The organism is Haloferax mucosum ATCC BAA-1512 (assembly GCF_000337815.1).
In the GTDB taxonomy this organism is placed as follows: Archaea; Halobacteriota; Halobacteria; order Halobacteriales; family Haloferacaceae; genus Haloferax; species Haloferax mucosum.
This window is the reverse complement of record NZ_AOLN01000017.1, coordinates 51,038-66,071: the sequence shown is the minus strand read 5'-3', so window position 1 is coordinate 66,071 and position 15,034 is coordinate 51,038. Positions and strand designations below refer to the sequence as shown.

At 61.8% G+C, this 15,034-nt stretch carries 17 protein-coding genes; 6 read left to right on the top strand and 11 right to left on the bottom strand.

All coding sequences use genetic code 11. The features are described from left to right. Window positions 1–58: 58 nt before the first annotated feature. Window positions 59–514 (bottom strand): 30S ribosomal protein S19e, encoded by a 456-nt coding sequence (locus C440_RS12230; RefSeq protein WP_008320804.1) that lies wholly within the window; start codon window positions 512–514, stop codon window positions 59–61. Between the two features lie 117 nt (window positions 515–631). Beyond that, window positions 632–1,660, bottom strand: a complete 1,029-nt coding sequence (locus tag C440_RS12225; protein ID WP_008320803.1) for a lysylphosphatidylglycerol synthase transmembrane domain-containing protein — start codon at window positions 1,658–1,660, stop codon at window positions 632–634. A 166-nt stretch (window positions 1,661–1,826) separates the two neighbouring features. Here C440_RS12225 and thiL point away from each other — a divergent pair, with 166 nt between their 5' ends. Then, window positions 1,827–2,708 carry a thiamine-phosphate kinase gene (gene thiL / locus C440_RS12220; RefSeq protein WP_008320802.1) on the top strand — a complete coding sequence of 294 codons (882 nt, stop codon included), beginning with the start codon at window positions 1,827–1,829 and terminating at the stop codon, window positions 2,706–2,708. A gap of 60 nt (window positions 2,709–2,768) precedes the next feature. Here thiL and C440_RS12215 read toward each other — a convergent pair whose 3' ends face one another. The 4 genes from C440_RS12215 to C440_RS12200 form a co-directional block, all read right to left on the bottom strand. Then, a complete protein-coding gene (locus C440_RS12215) occupies window positions 2,769–3,908 on the bottom strand; it encodes a site-2 protease family protein (protein ID WP_008320801.1) in 1,140 nt (379 codons plus the stop codon). 338 nt (window positions 3,909–4,246) lie between these two features. Then, window positions 4,247–4,492, bottom strand: coding sequence for a DUF7123 family protein (locus C440_RS12210; protein ID WP_004059283.1), 246 nt, complete (start codon window positions 4,490–4,492; stop codon window positions 4,247–4,249). 305 nt (window positions 4,493–4,797) lie between these two features. Continuing rightward, window positions 4,798–5,601: a molybdopterin synthase gene (locus C440_RS12205; RefSeq protein ID WP_008320800.1), complete on the bottom strand. Its 804-nt coding sequence runs from the start codon at window positions 5,599–5,601 to the stop codon at window positions 4,798–4,800. 25 nt (window positions 5,602–5,626) lie between these two features. Next, window positions 5,627–5,950 (bottom strand): hypothetical protein, encoded by a 324-nt coding sequence (locus C440_RS12200; protein ID WP_008320799.1) that lies wholly within the window; start codon window positions 5,948–5,950, stop codon window positions 5,627–5,629. A 93-nt stretch (window positions 5,951–6,043) separates the two neighbouring features. Between C440_RS12200 and pyrH the strand changes: the two genes are divergently transcribed. Together pyrH and lysS are read left to right on the top strand one after the other, a co-directional pair. Then, complete coding sequence (pyrH, locus tag C440_RS12195; RefSeq protein ID WP_008320798.1) at window positions 6,044–6,757, top strand: UMP kinase; 714 nt, start codon at window positions 6,044–6,046, stop codon at window positions 6,755–6,757. A gap of 1 nt (window position 6,758) precedes the next feature. Continuing rightward, window positions 6,759–8,414: a lysine--tRNA ligase gene (gene lysS / locus C440_RS12190; protein ID WP_008320797.1), complete on the top strand. Its 1,656-nt coding sequence runs from the start codon at window positions 6,759–6,761 to the stop codon at window positions 8,412–8,414. A 75-nt stretch (window positions 8,415–8,489) separates the two neighbouring features. Here lysS and C440_RS12185 read toward each other — a convergent pair whose 3' ends face one another. Both C440_RS12185 and C440_RS12180 read right to left on the bottom strand, forming a co-directional pair. After that, the gene (locus C440_RS12185) at window positions 8,490–9,122 is read right to left on the bottom strand and encodes a BGTF surface domain-containing protein (RefSeq protein ID WP_008320796.1); all 633 of its coding nucleotides are present in this window, start codon (window positions 9,120–9,122) and stop codon (window positions 8,490–8,492) included. A 92-nt stretch (window positions 9,123–9,214) separates the two neighbouring features. Further along, window positions 9,215–9,754, bottom strand: a complete 540-nt coding sequence (locus tag C440_RS12180; RefSeq protein WP_008320795.1) for an LURP-one-related/scramblase family protein — start codon at window positions 9,752–9,754, stop codon at window positions 9,215–9,217. Between the two features lie 126 nt (window positions 9,755–9,880). On the opposite strand from C440_RS12180, the gene C440_RS12175 reads away from it, so the two are divergent. From C440_RS12175 to C440_RS12165, 3 genes are all read left to right on the top strand, one after another. Next, the gene (locus C440_RS12175) at window positions 9,881–10,378 is read left to right on the top strand and encodes a hypothetical protein (RefSeq protein ID WP_008320794.1); all 498 of its coding nucleotides are present in this window, start codon (window positions 9,881–9,883) and stop codon (window positions 10,376–10,378) included. An 87-nt stretch (window positions 10,379–10,465) separates the two neighbouring features. Next, a complete protein-coding gene (locus tag C440_RS12170) occupies window positions 10,466–12,259 on the top strand; it encodes a site-2 protease family protein (protein WP_008320793.1) in 1,794 nt (597 codons plus the stop codon). Window positions 12,260–12,516: 257 nt separating this feature from the next. Further along, window positions 12,517–14,055, top strand: a complete 1,539-nt coding sequence (locus C440_RS12165; protein WP_008320792.1) for a heme-binding protein — start codon at window positions 12,517–12,519, stop codon at window positions 14,053–14,055. Between the two features lie 38 nt (window positions 14,056–14,093). Here C440_RS12165 and C440_RS12160 read toward each other — a convergent pair whose 3' ends face one another. The 3 genes from C440_RS12160 to C440_RS12150 are packed head-to-tail and all read right to left on the bottom strand — an operon-like array spanning window position 14,094 to window position 15,022. Continuing rightward, window positions 14,094–14,348 (bottom strand): hypothetical protein, encoded by a 255-nt coding sequence (locus C440_RS12160; protein ID WP_008320791.1) that lies wholly within the window; start codon window positions 14,346–14,348, stop codon window positions 14,094–14,096. Window positions 14,349–14,390: 42 nt separating this feature from the next. Next, on the bottom strand, window positions 14,391–14,807 hold the full coding sequence (locus C440_RS12155; protein WP_008320790.1) for an SHOCT domain-containing protein: 417 nt from the start codon (window positions 14,805–14,807) through the stop codon (window positions 14,391–14,393). Beyond that, entirely contained in the window at window positions 14,807–15,022 is a 216-nt protein-coding gene (locus C440_RS12150) for a hypothetical protein (protein ID WP_008320789.1), read from the bottom strand. Before C440_RS12150 ends, C440_RS12155 begins: the two co-directional genes overlap by 1 nt. Window positions 15,023–15,034 lie beyond the last annotated feature (12 nt).

Below are 15,034 nucleotides of genomic sequence, written 5' to 3'. Positions count from 1 at the left end.
GGACGGCTCGCTACGGGATTCTCGGTCGAAGAAGAACTCTCAGTATGTGTCGGCGGTGTTACGCGTAGCGTTCGAGTTCCGGGCGGTCGAGGTCGGAGAGCACGTCGGACGCGGCGTTGTCGAGGAAGCTTGTACCGTCGGCCGTGATGCGGCGACCTTCGCCCTTCGCAGTCTCGACGAAGCCTTCTTCTTCGAGTTGCTGGAGGAGCTTGCGGATGATCTTCTTGCTTCCGGTGTCGTTGTGTGCGCCGGAGACACTGTATCGGTTGCTACCGCGCTTGAGGCCGCCGTATTCGGTGGAGAGCCGGTCAACACCGACGGGACCGTTCATTGCGACCTTGCGGAGCAGGCTTGCGCCGCGGATGAACCAGAAGTTGTCCTGCTGAGGCGGCAGTTCGCGGGTCTGGCCGCTCTTTGCGAAGGCCATCCAGTCGGGTTGCTCGATACGGTCTTCGAGTCGTCCGGCGACCTCCTCGATGAGGGCGTCCGCCGGGACGTCATAGATGGTTACCATGGCTATTGGTTCATAATCGCGGCGTTTAAAGGCATCGTATTCACCCGATACGGGCGATTGGAGGCTCCTCTGCCCCGCCCGGCGTGTGCCGGGAACGTGCGCGTTCGAGACCTCGTTTCACGCGCGTCTTCCCTGAGCGCTCTCGACTCCCATCACGAGGCCACCGAGGAGCGTCGGCACCCAGTAGATGAACCCGCGGAAGACGACGACGCCCGCGGTCGCCGCTTCGAACGAGACGGCCGAACTCGCGGCGGCGACGAGAATCGCAAGCGCCCACTCGATACCGCCAGCCCCACCCGGAAGCGGCGTCACGCCCGCAATCGCACCGATAGGAACGACGAACAGCGCAATCGAGAACGCGATTGGGACGCCAATGGCGTGAAACGCGAGCCAGAGTGCGACCATCTGGCAGAACCAGCCGAAGCCAGACAACAAGAGTGCGACGACCAGTCCTCGGGGATTTCGACCAACGCGTTCGATAGAACGGAAGAACCCGTTTATTCGTCGCTTGATGCCGTCGGCAGAGGGGACGGGCACTCGCGGAACGTAGCGGGCGATGGTGCGGATGACCGGCGTCAACGCTCGGATAATCCGTCGTTCAAGGTCGTACCGCCGTTGCCACGCGACGTACACCGTCGCGGGGACGCCGATGGCGAGACCGACGACGGCGACCAGCGCGATTTCGAGATTCCTTCCGAGCGTTACCTCGGTCGCGTAGTAACCCGCGCCGATGAGCGCAATCGTGATCGAGGGGACGAAGTTCAGCGTATCCACGCTGGCGATAGCCGCCAGTCCCGTCTCGTACTCGGTGTTGGTGCTCCGCGAGATGAGAAGCGCAGTCACGGGTTCGCCGCCAGCCTGTCCGAACGGTGTGATGTTGTTCGAGAACATCGCTCCGGTGAACACCAGAAACGCCCGTGTGACGGAGATTCGGACGCCGAGCACGCCGAGCACCGTCTTCAGTGAGGTTCCCCACGAGAGAAGCCAAAGGAGCGTGATGCCGAAGATGACCACCAGATACATCGGGTCGGCCATCGTCACTCGGTCGATGAGTTCGTCCACGCCCGCGAAGTAGAACAGAACGGCGAAGACGACGATGGCCGCGGCGAACCCGAGGATTGTCGCACGAATATTCTCGCGGGCCATTTGCTGTGAATGTATCCACGACGAGCATTAAGTCACCGGATTTGGCGGCCGGCACGACGGCTCGCAACCGTGGGACGCCGAGGCCGATACGGACCTTTGTCACCCGGAAGCACCGGGTTCGACTCGGATAGATGGACATTTCCGCTCCGCCCGACACGTCCGAGATATGGACGAGCGCGCCGCCCTCCGATTGCTCGCCGCGGACCTTCCGGGTGCCGGTGACGACGCCGCCGTCGTTGACGGTCTCGTCGTCACGACCGACATGCTTCACGAGGCAACGGATTTTCCCGCCGGAACGACCCGATACACCGCCGGGTGGCGTGCCGTCGGAGCCTCGCTGTCCGACGTGGCCGCGATGGGTGCAACCGCAACCTGCGCTGTCGCCGCGTACGCCGCAACTGAACTCGATGCCTCGGAACTCGGCGATTTCGTGCAGGGCGCTCGTGACGTCTGCGAAACGGTTTCGGCGGAGTACGTCGGCGGCGACCTCGACACACATAGCGAGTTCACGACGGCGAGTACGGCCATCGGCCGCACCGACGACCCGGTTTTCCGCTCGGGTGCGAAACCGGACGACCTGCTGTGTGTCACCGGTGAATTAGGTCGGTCCGCAGCCGCGGTCCTCCTCTTCGAGAGCGGCGAGACGGAGCGCGCGAACCGACTCTTTCGGTTCACGCCGCGGGTCGAAGCCGGGATTTCGCTCCGCGGCGTTGCGACGGCGATGATGGATTCCAGCGACGGACTCGCCCGCTCTGTTCACCAACTCGCGGAGGCGAGCGACTGCGGGTTCGAACTCGACTGGGACGCGCTCCCCGTCCACGAAGCGGTTTCGGACGTCGCGGACGACGACGCGGAGGCACGTTCTCTTTCGACCTACTTCGGAGAGGACTTCGAACTCGTGTGTACCGTTCCGGAAGCCGACTTCGACGCCGCCCGTGACGCGCTTGGCGTTCCCCTCACGGCTGTCGGGCGCGCCACCGAAACGACGGATATCCTCGCCGATGGCGACCCGCTTCCGGACCGCGGCTACACCCACGGCGACGACTGAATCTGCGTCCGCGCTCGGACTGTGACTCTGTATCTTCCCGCGACACTGTCTGCATCTCACTCACGCCGGGATTACTTGAATCGGGACGAGGAGGAAACACGCCGCTCCGAGCGCGAACGTGAACACCCCGACGGCCATTCGGCCCCGTCCGAGCGGCGTCTCATCGACGGGATTCGCGGGTCCGTTGTAGGCGATAAACGTTGCGAGCAGTCCCCAGAAGAACCAGAGACCGACCGACTGGTTGATTCCGAGACCGCGGACGTAGTGAAGGTAGCCGGAGAGACCGAAGAGACCGAACGGGACGACCGCGGCCAGTGACTCCTGTCGCTCTCCGAGCATCGCCCGAACCATGTGCCCACCGTCGAGTTGACCGACGGGAAGCAGATTCAGGACGGTAAAGAACATGCCGACCCACCCGCCGATGACGACGGGATGGACGGTCGTCTGCGGGTCGGGATATTCTGTCGGTTGACCGAGCACGGCGGCAATCGCGTCCAACAGCGGCGGGTTATTGAACATAATGACGTCGCCCGACCCGTTGAGCGCCCACGCCGGAACGGTCATCGGGTCGAGCGAGAGACCGACAGCCGTGACGACGATTGTCGCCGCGAGTCCCGCCAGCGGCCCGGCGACGCCGATATCGAACAGCGTCTTTCGGTCGGGCATCTGCCCGCGCATTCGAATAATCGCCCCTAGTGTCCCGAACGGGAAGATAAAGGGAATCAGATACGGGAGCGAGACGTTGACTCCGTGATACCGTCCCATGACGTAGTGGCCAAGTTCGTGAACCGAGAGCACGCCCAAGATGGCGGCGGTAAACGGCCACGCCTGTAGAATCAAGAGCGGATTCGCCGCGATATCTTCGAAGGGGATGTAGTACCAACTTCTCGCGCCGACGAGGAGCGTCGAGAGAACGGTCAAACAGAAGAGTGCGAGATTCTTCCACGGCACCCCGTCGATGCCGATCGAAACCGGTTCGGCGACGACGACGTCTGTCTGGCCGACCCTGGAGACCTGTGCTTGCACGTCGTAGCCGGCTTCCCGAAACGTCGGCCAGATCTCCCGAACGAGCATCTGCTCGGGGACCAGCGATTTCCCGTAGTAGACGCGTTGCTCACCGTTTGAGCGTACCTCGTGTACGTCGAAGACTGCACGAAGTGCCTCAACCGGCGGGCCGCCCGCCGATTCGGACTGTTCCATTGACTCGTGGTAAGTATGGCACGTGCATAAATCCCGTGACGAATCTGAGCGTCGAATTCCGTGACCACGCCGTTACGCGGGAGAGTAGCCGTTCAGTACGTGTCCGGTGGTTCGCTCCCCGAGATATGAGGGCTTTGAAGGGCTGTAAATGGCTGTACTGAAGGGCCATACAGGGGGACTATAGGGAGTAGCGTTCGGAGGGGTGATTCAGTTCGCACTCGGCGAGCTGAACGAAGCCGTGTCAGAGGGGACTGTCAGGGGGCGTTTTCGTGAGTGGCTCTACGGGGACCGTGTGGGTGGTGCGCCGTGCGGCGGCATACGGTCGGAGAGTCTTCTACTTACGCGGTTTCGACGCGCCACGTCGTCGCACTCGTGTACGACCACTTCTCGATGGTCAGTTCGGTCGCGGAGTCACGAAGCTTGACCATCAGGGCACCAATCTCCTTGGGAGACAGGCCGACATCGTCGGCGATGAATTTGCTCTTAAAGTACATCTCGCCGTCTTTCGCACGGTCGAGCAAGTACTGCTGGAGGCGGTCTTCCTTGGAGCTGGCGTCGGTGGAGGGGGTTGCTGTTGCGCTCATCTGGTACACCTCACTTCACCCTATGACACCAATACCTGTTATAAAGGAAGGACCGTTGGAATTAGTTCGGCCGCTTTCAGCTTGAATCGACACAAACGATACATTTTACGAATGTTTTTGAGAGCGCTAGACATTTTAAAAACGAATTTGCTTGATTTATTCTCAAAATCAGATGTCGAATATATGCGGGGTAATACGCCTGAAAACGTCGTTTTTGACCCTACTCACCAGCAAAAATTTCCTAAAAATAAGCGGGTTTTCTGGTTTATCAGAGTGTCTCCGGTACTGACTCGTCTTCGGACGACTCAGCGGTCGTGCACCCAAAACTCCTCTTCGGTGGTCGTCTCTTTCTTGAATATCGGCACCGCTGATTTCAGCCGGTTGATGCCGTCTTCGACCGTTCTGAACGCTTCTTTTCGGTGTCCGGCGAGGACGACGACGAACACGATGTCTGCGCCGCCTTCGATAACGCCGACTCGATGGTGCATGAGAACGCGCTGGACGCCGTCACGCGCTTCGAGTTCGTCGGTGATCGCTCTCATCTTGCGCTCTGCCACCCCATCGTACTTCTCGAATTCGAGGCTGACCGTTCGGTCGTCGCTCTCGTTTTCCTTCGCGCGGACGCGGCCGGTGAACGTGGCAATCGCCCCGGCGTAGTCTGCGAGCGGGTCGTCTTTGACCTGCTCGACCAACGATTCGAGAGTCACGTGTGGTTCCACCGACTCAACTTCGGCCGCGAGGCCACCGATATCGACCGCGCTCGCGGCTTCCGCTTCCATCACGACGGTCGTGGCGCCGGCCCCGCCAAGAGCGAGCGTGGGAACGTTCGCGTCGGCGAATCCGGCGAGAAGCGCGTAGTCGTATCGAGATGCGAGACTATCGAGGAGGTCGTCGAAGTTGCGGCTGTCGCCGGTCCCGACCCAGTTTCCGTCTGCACCGAGCCCGTAGGCCGCGGCAACCGCTTTTGTTTCGGAGCCGACTCCGGTCGCCTCCCGTTCGGTTGCACCGTCCGGAAGCGATTCGACAGTGGCGACGCGGCCGTCGAGTTCCGAGGCGAGTCGCTCACAAAGCGTCGTCGCTCCCGCACCGACGATGCCGAATACCTGCATAGCCGAAGTGACGGTCTCTGCCGGTTTAAGACTGCTCCGAAGGAGAAGACGAGGTGTCGTCGGTGGCCCGCGGACGCGTCCGATAGAGGTAGAGCGCGACCGCGACACCGACGAAGCCCAGTAGGGTCGCAACCCACGGTGCCACCGCCCCGAGTGTCGTGTCCGCAGTCGCCGGTAGCGTGTCGTACTGCCACAGCGCCCAGCCAACCGAGAAACACGCCACCAACACCCAGTTGAGTCCAGTCCGTCGGTCGAACTCGCCGCGTCGGTGGCGGATGAAAATCGCGCCGAGAGCGAGCATCCAACCGACGACGAGGAGCGTAACCGTTTCCACGGTGACGAGTCGCATACCAATACTCGCCGCGAACGTGGTTTAAACTCCTCGACACGGGTGTCTCGCACTTGATAACCCTTAAGATGCGCTCACGGATACCCGTGTGCAATGAGAGTCGTCATCTCCATCGGCGGAAGTGTGCTCGCGCCGGACCTCGACGCTCGTCGCGTAGAAGAACACGCGGCCGTCGTCGAGACCCTCGCCAGAAACGGGTGTGAAATCGGTGCAGTCGTCGGCGGCGGCGGTGTCGCCCGCGATTACATCAGTGCGGCCCGTGACCTCGGCGCGAACGAAGTACAACTTGACCAGTTCGGTATCGACGTGACTCGAATCAACGCGCGCTTGCTCATCGCGGCACTCGGCGCGCAGGTTGACCCGAAGGTCGCCCACGACTACGAGGAAGCGGGAGACGCCATCCGACGCGGTGATATCTCCGTGATGGGCGGCGTCATGCCCGGCCAGACGACGGACGCCGTCGCGGCCGCACTCGCAGAGTACGTCGATGCCGACCTGCTCATCTACGCGACCAGCGTTGACGGCGTCTTTAGCGCCGACCCGAACACCGACCCCGACGCGACGAAATTCGAGGAGATGACCGCGGGCGAACTCGTGGACGTTATCGGTGACATCGAGATGAACGCCGGGTCGTCGGCACCGGTTGATTTGCTCGCCGCGAAACTCATCGAGCGCGCGAAAATGCGCACTATCGTCCTCGACGGCACGAACCCCGACCGAATCGAACCCGCCGTCCTCCGCGGCGAACACACGGGTACCGACATCATCCCCGAGGGCGGCGACGAACCGACCTACTGGGCACAGTGAGATGACGACAGACGAAGCCTCCCCCGTCGATTCCGACGGTGTGCCCGAATCTGGCGACGACCACCACGATTTCTGGGCCGACGACGTTGCAGACGAAATCGAGAGCCGCGACCCGGACGAACCCGTCGTCATCAAAGGCGGCGTCTCTCCGTCTGGTGTCGCCCACCTCGGAAACTTCAACGAAATCATGCGCGGTTACTTCGTCGCCGAAGTACTCCGCGAGCGCGGCCACGAAGTCCGGCAGGTCTTCACGAGCGACGACAAGGACCCGCTCCGAAAACTGCCGCGAAAGCTTGCTGACGCCGACGGCAACATCGTCGGACTCGGCGAAGTCGATGCCGGCGCACTCGGCCGCAACCTCGGCAAGCCGTACACGTCGATTCCGGACCCGTTCGGCGAAACCGAATCTTACGCGGCACACTTCGCGGCCCTGCTGAAGGCCGACGCCGACCGTCTCGGCGTGCCGGTGGAGATGATTTCGAACACCGAACTGTACGAAAACGGCGATTTCGACCCCGTCGTCGAACACGTCCTCGAACACATCGACACCGCCCGCGAGGTCCTCAGCGAGTACCAATCGAAAGTCGATGCCGACTACGTTCCGTTCAATCCCGTCTGCGAAGCGTGCGGGAAGATTACGGAGACGGTCACGGATATCGACCTCGACACCGGAACCGTCGAATACACCTGTACTGACATGACCGTCGGCGACAACACCATCGACGGCTGTGGACACGAGGGCACCGCGACGTTCCGCGACGGCAAGCTTCCGTGGCGCTTCGAGTGGCCCGGCCAGTGGCAGGTCCTCGGCGTCGATCACGAACCGTTCGGCAAGGACCACGCCGAAGGCTCGTGGCCCTCCGGCAAGGACATCGCCGAGAACGTCCTCGAAATCGAACCGCCGGTGCCGATGGTCTACGAGTGGTTCACACTCAACGGCAAGGCGCTCTCGTCGTCGGCCGGAAACATCGTCACCGTCCCGGAGATGCTCGAACTACTCGAACCCGAGGTGCTTCGGTACTTCTTCGCGCTCAACCCGCGGAAGGCCCGCGACCTCGATTTGACTCGTCTCGACCAACTGGTCGATGACTTCGACCGATTCGAGCGCGCTTACTTCGGCGAGGTGGACGACGACAGCCTCACCCGCTTTGCCAAGCGCGCGTACCCCTTCGTCGTTGACGACGTTCGGGAAGACCGCATCCGACTTCCCTACACCTTCGCGGCCGTCCTCGGTATGACCGACGACGAGGACCTCCGCATCAAGATGGCGCGCAACGAGGGCTTTTTCGACGACGACACGCCGGAAGCGGTCATCCAAGAGGCGCTCGGTCGGGTCGAACGCGCCCGCCGCTGGGCCGAGAAGATGGACAACCAGTACAACTACCGTCTGCAGGTCGAACTCCCCGACTTCGACTTCGAGCCTGCGGTCGAGTCGGCACTCGACGACCTCGCCGACTTCGTCGCCGAAGGCCACGACGGCGAGGAGATTCAAGGCGAAATTTACGAGACCGCCCGCGAACACGATATCGAGATGGGCGACTTCTTCGCCGCCGGGTATCGCCTCTTTTTCGACGACACCCAGGGGCCGCGTCTCGGCGAGTTCCTCGGCGAATTAGAACAGGACTTCGTCGTCAAGCGACTGCGACGCGAAGACTGAAGACCGCACACGTCGGGACGCTGAGACCGGTCTCAGATACCGACGCTCGGTCGTTCGATTCTCTCGGCCTTCGGACTACGCTCGTCGTCCAGCGAGGAACGCAACTGCACCGACTGCGGTGAATGCAAACACAGCGGTTCCGATGCCGAATCCGGGTGCCATAATTCCGCTTTCACCCTGCTGGGCCGTCTCAGTCCCGGCGGCCGTCTCGTTCGTCGAGGCGTCGGATTCGGTTGCAGTCGTCTCATCCGCTGTTGTCTCGGTTGCCGTCGCGGTTTCGGTGGTCATGTTCTCAGTATTTCCAACGACGACACCCTTGCTTTCAACGTCGAACTCGTCTCCGTTCGGTCCCGTATAAATCTCGGCAGTAATAGTGAACGTACCTCCGTCCGGAACCTCGGAGAAATTGAATGTGGCCGAGAAATTTCCGTCCTCACCGACGGTGGTCGCTCTCGTCCTGAGGAACGGTTCCGTGTCGCCGGCTGCCTCCACGCGCAGGTTGACGTTGGCTCCCGATTCGAGGTCGCTCGTCGCGCGAATCGTCTGATTCTCTGCTGGTTGCACCGTCACCTTTCCGTCTTCGGTTACAAACGACACCGACGAATTCGAACTCTCTGCAGTAGCAACTCCAGTGCCGCCGACCACTGCACCGATGAGCACAGTAGCGACGAACAGCAGGCGAACTGCGTCTCTGACTCGCTCAAACATATCAAATAAAATCATATTCTAACCGACAAAATAGTTGTCGGATTACTATTTTGATTTTAGCCTCGCCGTCCGCGAAATGTCGCGCCTTTCGATTAGTTCTCTTCGATGGCGTCGATAACGACGGCACCGACGACGAGGAGTCGCGGGTCCATCTGTTCTGTGTCGATGTCGATGGTGTACTTGTCCCGGAACGAGAACTGCTCGCCGATAGAGCCGACTGGCTCGCCGGCCGCGTTTTCGATGCGGTACGAAAAGGGGATGAGCGTCGAGAGGACGCGTCGGGCAATAGCCATCGGCACGTTGTCTTCGACGATTCTGCCGACGACCGACCCGTCCGGGCCGAGCAGTTGGTAGGTGTGTTTTGCGAACGAGAACGCGCCGCGTTTGACCGCACCGACGCGCTCGCCCGTTTGACTGTCAACGATGTCGTAGGCCGCGGACACGTCGAGCACGCTGTCAGCTTTCACCCGGAAGCGTTCGTCGCCGCTGTCGTAGTCTTTCAGGCGGAAGTCCTCTTTGAGTTTGAACTTCTTTTTCTTCGCGGAGAGGATAGGCGTGCCGTCCTCGTAGACGACGTACTTCGTGCTGATAGAGACCTTCTGTCGGACCTCGTACCGGGAGCTGTCGAACATAGCTCTCGATGCTTCCCCCATCGGATAAAACCCTTCTGGGACACGACTTATGTCCGTGTCCTACGTACTGCGACGCAGGTTCGTTCCTCCGAGCGACCCGCCGCGGCCTCGCCGCAGTGATTTCACATGTCTCTCATCGACTTCATCCGATCCGTCGAGGAAGCGCAAGACGAATTCGACGTCGAACTAGAGGAGTTCGACCCAGAATCCGAGCAGGCGGACGTCGCTGACGACGCTGGTGGCCGGTCCTACGGTCGCCTGTTCCTCGCTGTTCTCCTCCTCGCCGGCGTCGCCTACGCCGTCTACCGACTCCGGTCGTCCTCCTCGGGCACTTTCACCGACATCGCACTGGAAGAACGCTCGGTCGAGACCGACGAGGACGCGACGGTTACCGTCGAACACGACCCGGACGACGAAGCGACCGACGAAACCGACGCCGAGTCGGACGACGCCGACGGTGACGAAGACGACTCGGCGGCCGACGACAGTGATGCGACGAGGGATGGACACGAATCCGCAGGCGACGAATCTGAAGACGCGGTTGACGCGGATTCGGACGCAGACGACAACGGCATCGAAGTCGAAGTCGAGTCGTCCGGTGACGACGACGATGCAGACTCGTAATACTCCGACCGCACCGCGTTCGTTTCGAGTAGCACGCCGGTTCGACAACCCGAACGCCTTTTGGCGCGCGTCGCTTCCTTCCGGGCGATGAACACGCTGCTGTGGATCCTCGCCGGATTCATCGCTTATTCCCTCCTTGCGACGCTGTTGCGTACTCGCGGGATTCTCCCCGAGTACGTTCGCGTGCAGGGTCCCCTCATGACGGTTCACACCCGTCGCGGCCGTGAACTCCTCGACAGACTCGCTACTCCGAAGCGATTCTGGCGCGCGTGGAGTAACATCGGTCTCGGTATCGCCCTCGTCATCATGGTCGGGACGTTCGTCCTCCTCGTCTATCAGGCGGTCTTCATCCTCAACAACCCGCCGGCCCCGACGCAGGTGAACCAACCGCAGAACTTCCTCGTCATCCCCGGGGTCAACGACTTCCTCCCGCTTTCTGTCGCCCCGGAGATTCTCTTCGGTCTCCTCGTCGGCTTGGTCGTCCACGAGGGCGGTCACGGCGTGCTCAGCCGCGTCGAAGGTATCGACGTGGAGTCGATGGGAATCGTTCTCTTGACGATCCTTCCGGTCGGTGCGTTCGTCGAACCGTCGGAAGAGAGCCAACGCCGCGCCGACCGCGGCGGTAAATCCCGGATGTTCGCCGCCGGCGTGACGAACAACTTCGCAGTGACGCTCGTCGCGTTCGCGTTGCTCTTCGGTCCTGTTATCGGCTCGATTTCGGTCGCGCCGGGCGTCGCCGTCTCCGGCGCGTACGCCGGGTCGCCTGCTGATGTCGCCGGTATCGCAAGCGGCGACCGCGTGACGGCGATCGAAGGAACGCCGGTCAACACCACGCAGGAACTCGACGCGGCGCTTCTCGACGCCGAAGACCAGACCATCTCCGTCGAGGTTGACGGCGAGCAAACCGTGTCGGTCGCGCGGGAACTCGTCGTCGCCGGGTCGGTCGCGGGTAACCCGGCGAACCTCACCGTCGAGTCGGACGACGACCCCATTCGCGTGACGGCCGTCAACGGAACGGCCGTCTCCACGCTCGCGGAGTTCCAAGCCGCAGTCGGCGACTCCCGTTTCGCTCGACTCGACACGTCGGCCGGTGAGCGGACGATTCCGGTCGGTGCGTACATCACGAACATCGCGGTGGACCAGCCGCTTTTCAACGCGACGAACACGACTGAGCCGCTCATCATCACGTCCCTCGGTGGCGAGCGCATTGCCTCCTCGACCGATTTACAGGAAGCACTCGACCGAACCGAACCGGGACAGACCGTCCCCGTCGAAGTGTACCAAGACGGCTCCGTGCAGACGTACGACGTGACGCTCGCCGAGAACCCGCAGGACGGAAACGGCTTCCTTGGGGTCAACATCTTCCAAGGAACGAGCGGGCTTCTCCTCACCGACTTTGGGACACAGGAGTACCCCGCGGGAACGTACCTCTCGCTTCTCGGCGGTGACGGCGGCGACGAGTCCGGTGGGGTCGCCAGCGCGCTGTCCGGCTCGCCGCTCCAACTCGTCTACGTCTCGCTTCTCTTGCCGCTTGCCTCCGTCGTCATCGGCATTCCGAACTTCCCGGGCTTTACCGGCGACATCATCAACTTCTATCAGGTCGGCGGTCCGTTCGGCTTCCTCGGCGGCGGCGTCTTCCTCCTCGCCAACCTGCTGTTTTGGACGGCGTGGATTAACCTCCAACTGGGGCTTTTCAACTGCATCCCCGGCTACCCACTCGACGGGGGGCGCATCCTCAGAACCGCGGCCGAAGCCGTCGTCTCGCGGCTTCCGGTTGACGACAGGCACACGATGGTTCGAACCATCACGACCTCTATCGGACTCACGATGCTCGCATCCCTGCTCCTCATGATATTCGGGCCGACGGTCCTCGGCGGATAGTCGCACCCAACCGTCCGTCAACCGTCCACTGGTCCGTCCTTCTACTGACCGTTCGTCCTCCCGTCTATTGTCCGCTCGTTTGTCCATTACCAGTTCGTCTGTCTGCCCGCCTATCGACGAGTCTGCATTTCTTTCGTCTTTACGCCCCTCTCACGTCTGAAACGGCGGGTGCATCCCGATTTAGGGGCTGTATCACGTTTCCCGAAATGCGAAAACGACTCGCAACTTCAATACCGGATGCCTCCGTACCATCGGATATGGTAGAGGCCCCACAGACTGACGAGGGCTGGTTCGCGCTGCACGATTTCCGAACAGTCGATTGGGACGCGTGGCGTGATGCGCCCGAACGCGAGCGCCGCCGTGCCATCGAGGAGGGTATCTCCTATCTCGACTCTCACGAAGCGGTCGAAGACGCCGACGCGGGAACGTCAGCCGTCTTCTCCGTGCTCGGCCACAAAGCCGACTTCATGGTCGTCCACTTCCGGCCGACGCTGGACGACATCTCCCGCGCCGAGCGCCAGTTCGAACAGACTGCGCTCGCGGAGTTCACCGAGCAACCGACCTCGTACGTCTCTGTCACCGAGGTGTCGGGATACGTCTCGGACGACTACTTCGAGGGGAACAAAGAGGACATCGACACCGGTCTCTTGCGCTACATCGAAGGCAAACTCCAACCCGACATTCCGGACGACACCTACGTCTCGTTCTATCCGATGTCGAAGCGCCGCGGCGAAGAACACAACTGGTACGACCTGTCGTTCGACGAGCGCCGCGAACTCATGTCTGTCCACGGCGACACGGGCCGAAAGTACGCCGGGAAAATAAAACAGGTCATCGCCTCCTCGGTCGGTTTCGAGGAGTTCGAGTGGGGCGTCACACTCTTCGGCGACGACCCGACCGACATCAAAGATATCGTCTACGAGATGCGCTTCGACGAGGTGTCGGCGAAGTACGGCGAGTTCGGCGAGTTCTACGTCGGCCGTCGCTTCCCGCCGTCGGACCTCGGGGCGTTCCTCGACGGCGACGCCGTCCCGACGAGCGAGTTCGGCGACGAATCGCACCACCACGCACACGCGCACGACGAGGGCGGCCATCATCACGGTGAAAGCGGCCCCCATCATGGCGAGAGCGGGCACCCCAGCGGCGGCGACGGCGGCCACCACGGTGACGACCACCCGCACGGCGACGCAGACGATAGCGACGAGACCGGGGCAGAGGATATTCGCGGCCAACTCGACGACCTGAACATCTACGCGGGCAAGCCCCACGGCGAGGACGTCTACGCGACGGTCCTCTACTCCGAAGCCGACGCCGACGAGGTGTTCGAGGAGGTCGAAGGACTCCGCGGAAACTTCGACCATTATCCGACCCACGTCAAGACGGCCGTCTACGAGGCAAACGACCGCGACCGCAACGCCGTCGTCTCGATCTGGGAGACGGCTTCGGCGGCCGAGACGGCCGCCGGGTTCCTCTCGGAACTTCCCGGCATCGTCGAACGCGCCGGCGAAGAGTCCGGCTTCGGCACGATGGGGATGTTCTACACCGTCAAGCCGGACCACCGAAGCGATTTCGTCGAGAAATTCGGCGTCGTCGGCGGTCTCCTCGACGACATGGACGGACACTTCGACACGGACCTGATGGTCAACCTCGAAGACGAAAACGACATGTTCATCGCCAGCCAGTGGCGCTCGCAGGAGGACGCGATGGGCTTTTTCCGTTCCGACGAGTTCCGCGACACGGTCCAGTGGGGCCGTGACGTGCTGGCGGACCGTCCGCGTCACGTGTTCTTGGCGTAACGCGGTCGCTTCCCCTCGAAACCCCGACTCCGGCTTTTTCAGTGCTGTGCGAGTGTCGAGCGAACGTCCCGTAGTTTCGGGTGGAACTTGTCGGTCCCGAGGAGATACGCGAAGTAGAGCACTGCCAGTCCCATCACGACCGCCCACGCGCCGAGTTCGGTGTTTCCGTGTTCGACCGTGAGGAGTGCGAATCGTTCGATGTACGCGCCAGCGAGTGAGAGGACTGCGCTCCCGACTCCGAAGACGAACAGTTCGAGAAGGTCCGGAAGGAGTTCGATAACTGAAGGTCGCATTACCCTCCGAGAATCAGTCGGCCTTTGTGGTTCTTTTGGTCGCTACTCGGATTGGAATTCTCGTTCTCGCCGTGAGGTGTATTCCTGCGCGGATTCGACTGTCTCCGTCTCCAGCAGTTTCGACAACTTCGCTTCGAACTGGGCTTCGGTCAACTCGCCGTTGGCGTACCGCTCGCAGAGTACGTGGAGCGAGCGAGTTGCGTCGTTGGGTTTGGCGACCTCGTGGGACTCTTGCCGGTCGGATTTCTGGCGCTCTACAACGATATCGACTCCGTAGGAGTAGACGACGCCGAGGACACTGCCGATGACCGAAAACAAAATGAACGTCGAGGCGATGGACCCGTCGCCCGCCAGTGCGACCACTGCGGAGAGGATGCCGAGGCTGACGCCGAACTGTAACGGGTACGCGTAGACGAACGACCGTAGACCGTAGTCACGGAGAACGTCGAGCGGCGACATTATTCGGTCGCACCCTCGTACGACTGGGCTGGTCGGACGTCCTCGGCGGACGTGTCCAACTGCGTCACACTCGCAACCGCGGTTCGCGTATCTGTGGATGCAATCTCCCTCGCCAACCCGAACCGGAAACTGGTGTCGAATCCAAAAACCGGCGGACTTCGGGTAGTCGTAGCCACCCCCTCCGAGAGCGGCGCTCCGATTCGTTCGAGAACCATCGGTCAAAAAAT

Excerpts from the sequence above, each read along its gene's own strand:
- C440_RS12230 (WP_008320804.1), bottom strand. The coding sequence starts at position 514 with ATGGTAACCATCTATGACGTCCCGGCGGACGCCCTCATCGAGGAGGTC.
- C440_RS12225 (WP_008320803.1), bottom strand. The coding sequence starts at position 1,660 with ATGGCCCGCGAGAATATTCGTGCGACAATCCTCGGGTTCGCCGCGGCC.
- thiL (WP_008320802.1), top strand. The coding sequence starts at position 1,827 with ATGGACGAGCGCGCCGCCCTCCGATTGCTCGCCGCGGACCTTCCGGGT.
- C440_RS12215 (WP_008320801.1), bottom strand. The coding sequence starts at position 3,908 with ATGGAACAGTCCGAATCGGCGGGCGGCCCGCCGGTTGAGGCACTTCGT.
- C440_RS12210 (WP_004059283.1), bottom strand. The coding sequence starts at position 4,492 with ATGAGCGCAACAGCAACCCCCTCCACCGACGCCAGCTCCAAGGAAGAC.
- C440_RS12205 (WP_008320800.1), bottom strand. The coding sequence starts at position 5,601 with ATGCAGGTATTCGGCATCGTCGGTGCGGGAGCGACGACGCTTTGTGAG.
- C440_RS12200 (WP_008320799.1), bottom strand. The coding sequence starts at position 5,950 with ATGCGACTCGTCACCGTGGAAACGGTTACGCTCCTCGTCGTCGGTTGG.
- pyrH (WP_008320798.1), top strand. The coding sequence starts at position 6,044 with ATGAGAGTCGTCATCTCCATCGGCGGAAGTGTGCTCGCGCCGGACCTC.
- lysS (WP_008320797.1), top strand. The coding sequence starts at position 6,759 with ATGACGACAGACGAAGCCTCCCCCGTCGATTCCGACGGTGTGCCCGAA.
- C440_RS12185 (WP_008320796.1), bottom strand. The coding sequence starts at position 9,122 with ATGTTTGAGCGAGTCAGAGACGCAGTTCGCCTGCTGTTCGTCGCTACT.
- C440_RS12180 (WP_008320795.1), bottom strand. The coding sequence starts at position 9,754 with ATGTTCGACAGCTCCCGGTACGAGGTCCGACAGAAGGTCTCTATCAGC.
- C440_RS12175 (WP_008320794.1), top strand. The coding sequence starts at position 9,881 with ATGTCTCTCATCGACTTCATCCGATCCGTCGAGGAAGCGCAAGACGAA.
- C440_RS12170 (WP_008320793.1), top strand. The coding sequence starts at position 10,466 with ATGAACACGCTGCTGTGGATCCTCGCCGGATTCATCGCTTATTCCCTC.
- C440_RS12165 (WP_008320792.1), top strand. The coding sequence starts at position 12,517 with ATGGTAGAGGCCCCACAGACTGACGAGGGCTGGTTCGCGCTGCACGAT.
- C440_RS12160 (WP_008320791.1), bottom strand. The coding sequence starts at position 14,348 with ATGCGACCTTCAGTTATCGAACTCCTTCCGGACCTTCTCGAACTGTTC.
- C440_RS12155 (WP_008320790.1), bottom strand. The coding sequence starts at position 14,807 with ATGTCGCCGCTCGACGTTCTCCGTGACTACGGTCTACGGTCGTTCGTC.
- C440_RS12150 (WP_008320789.1), bottom strand. The coding sequence starts at position 15,022 with ATGGTTCTCGAACGAATCGGAGCGCCGCTCTCGGAGGGGGTGGCTACG.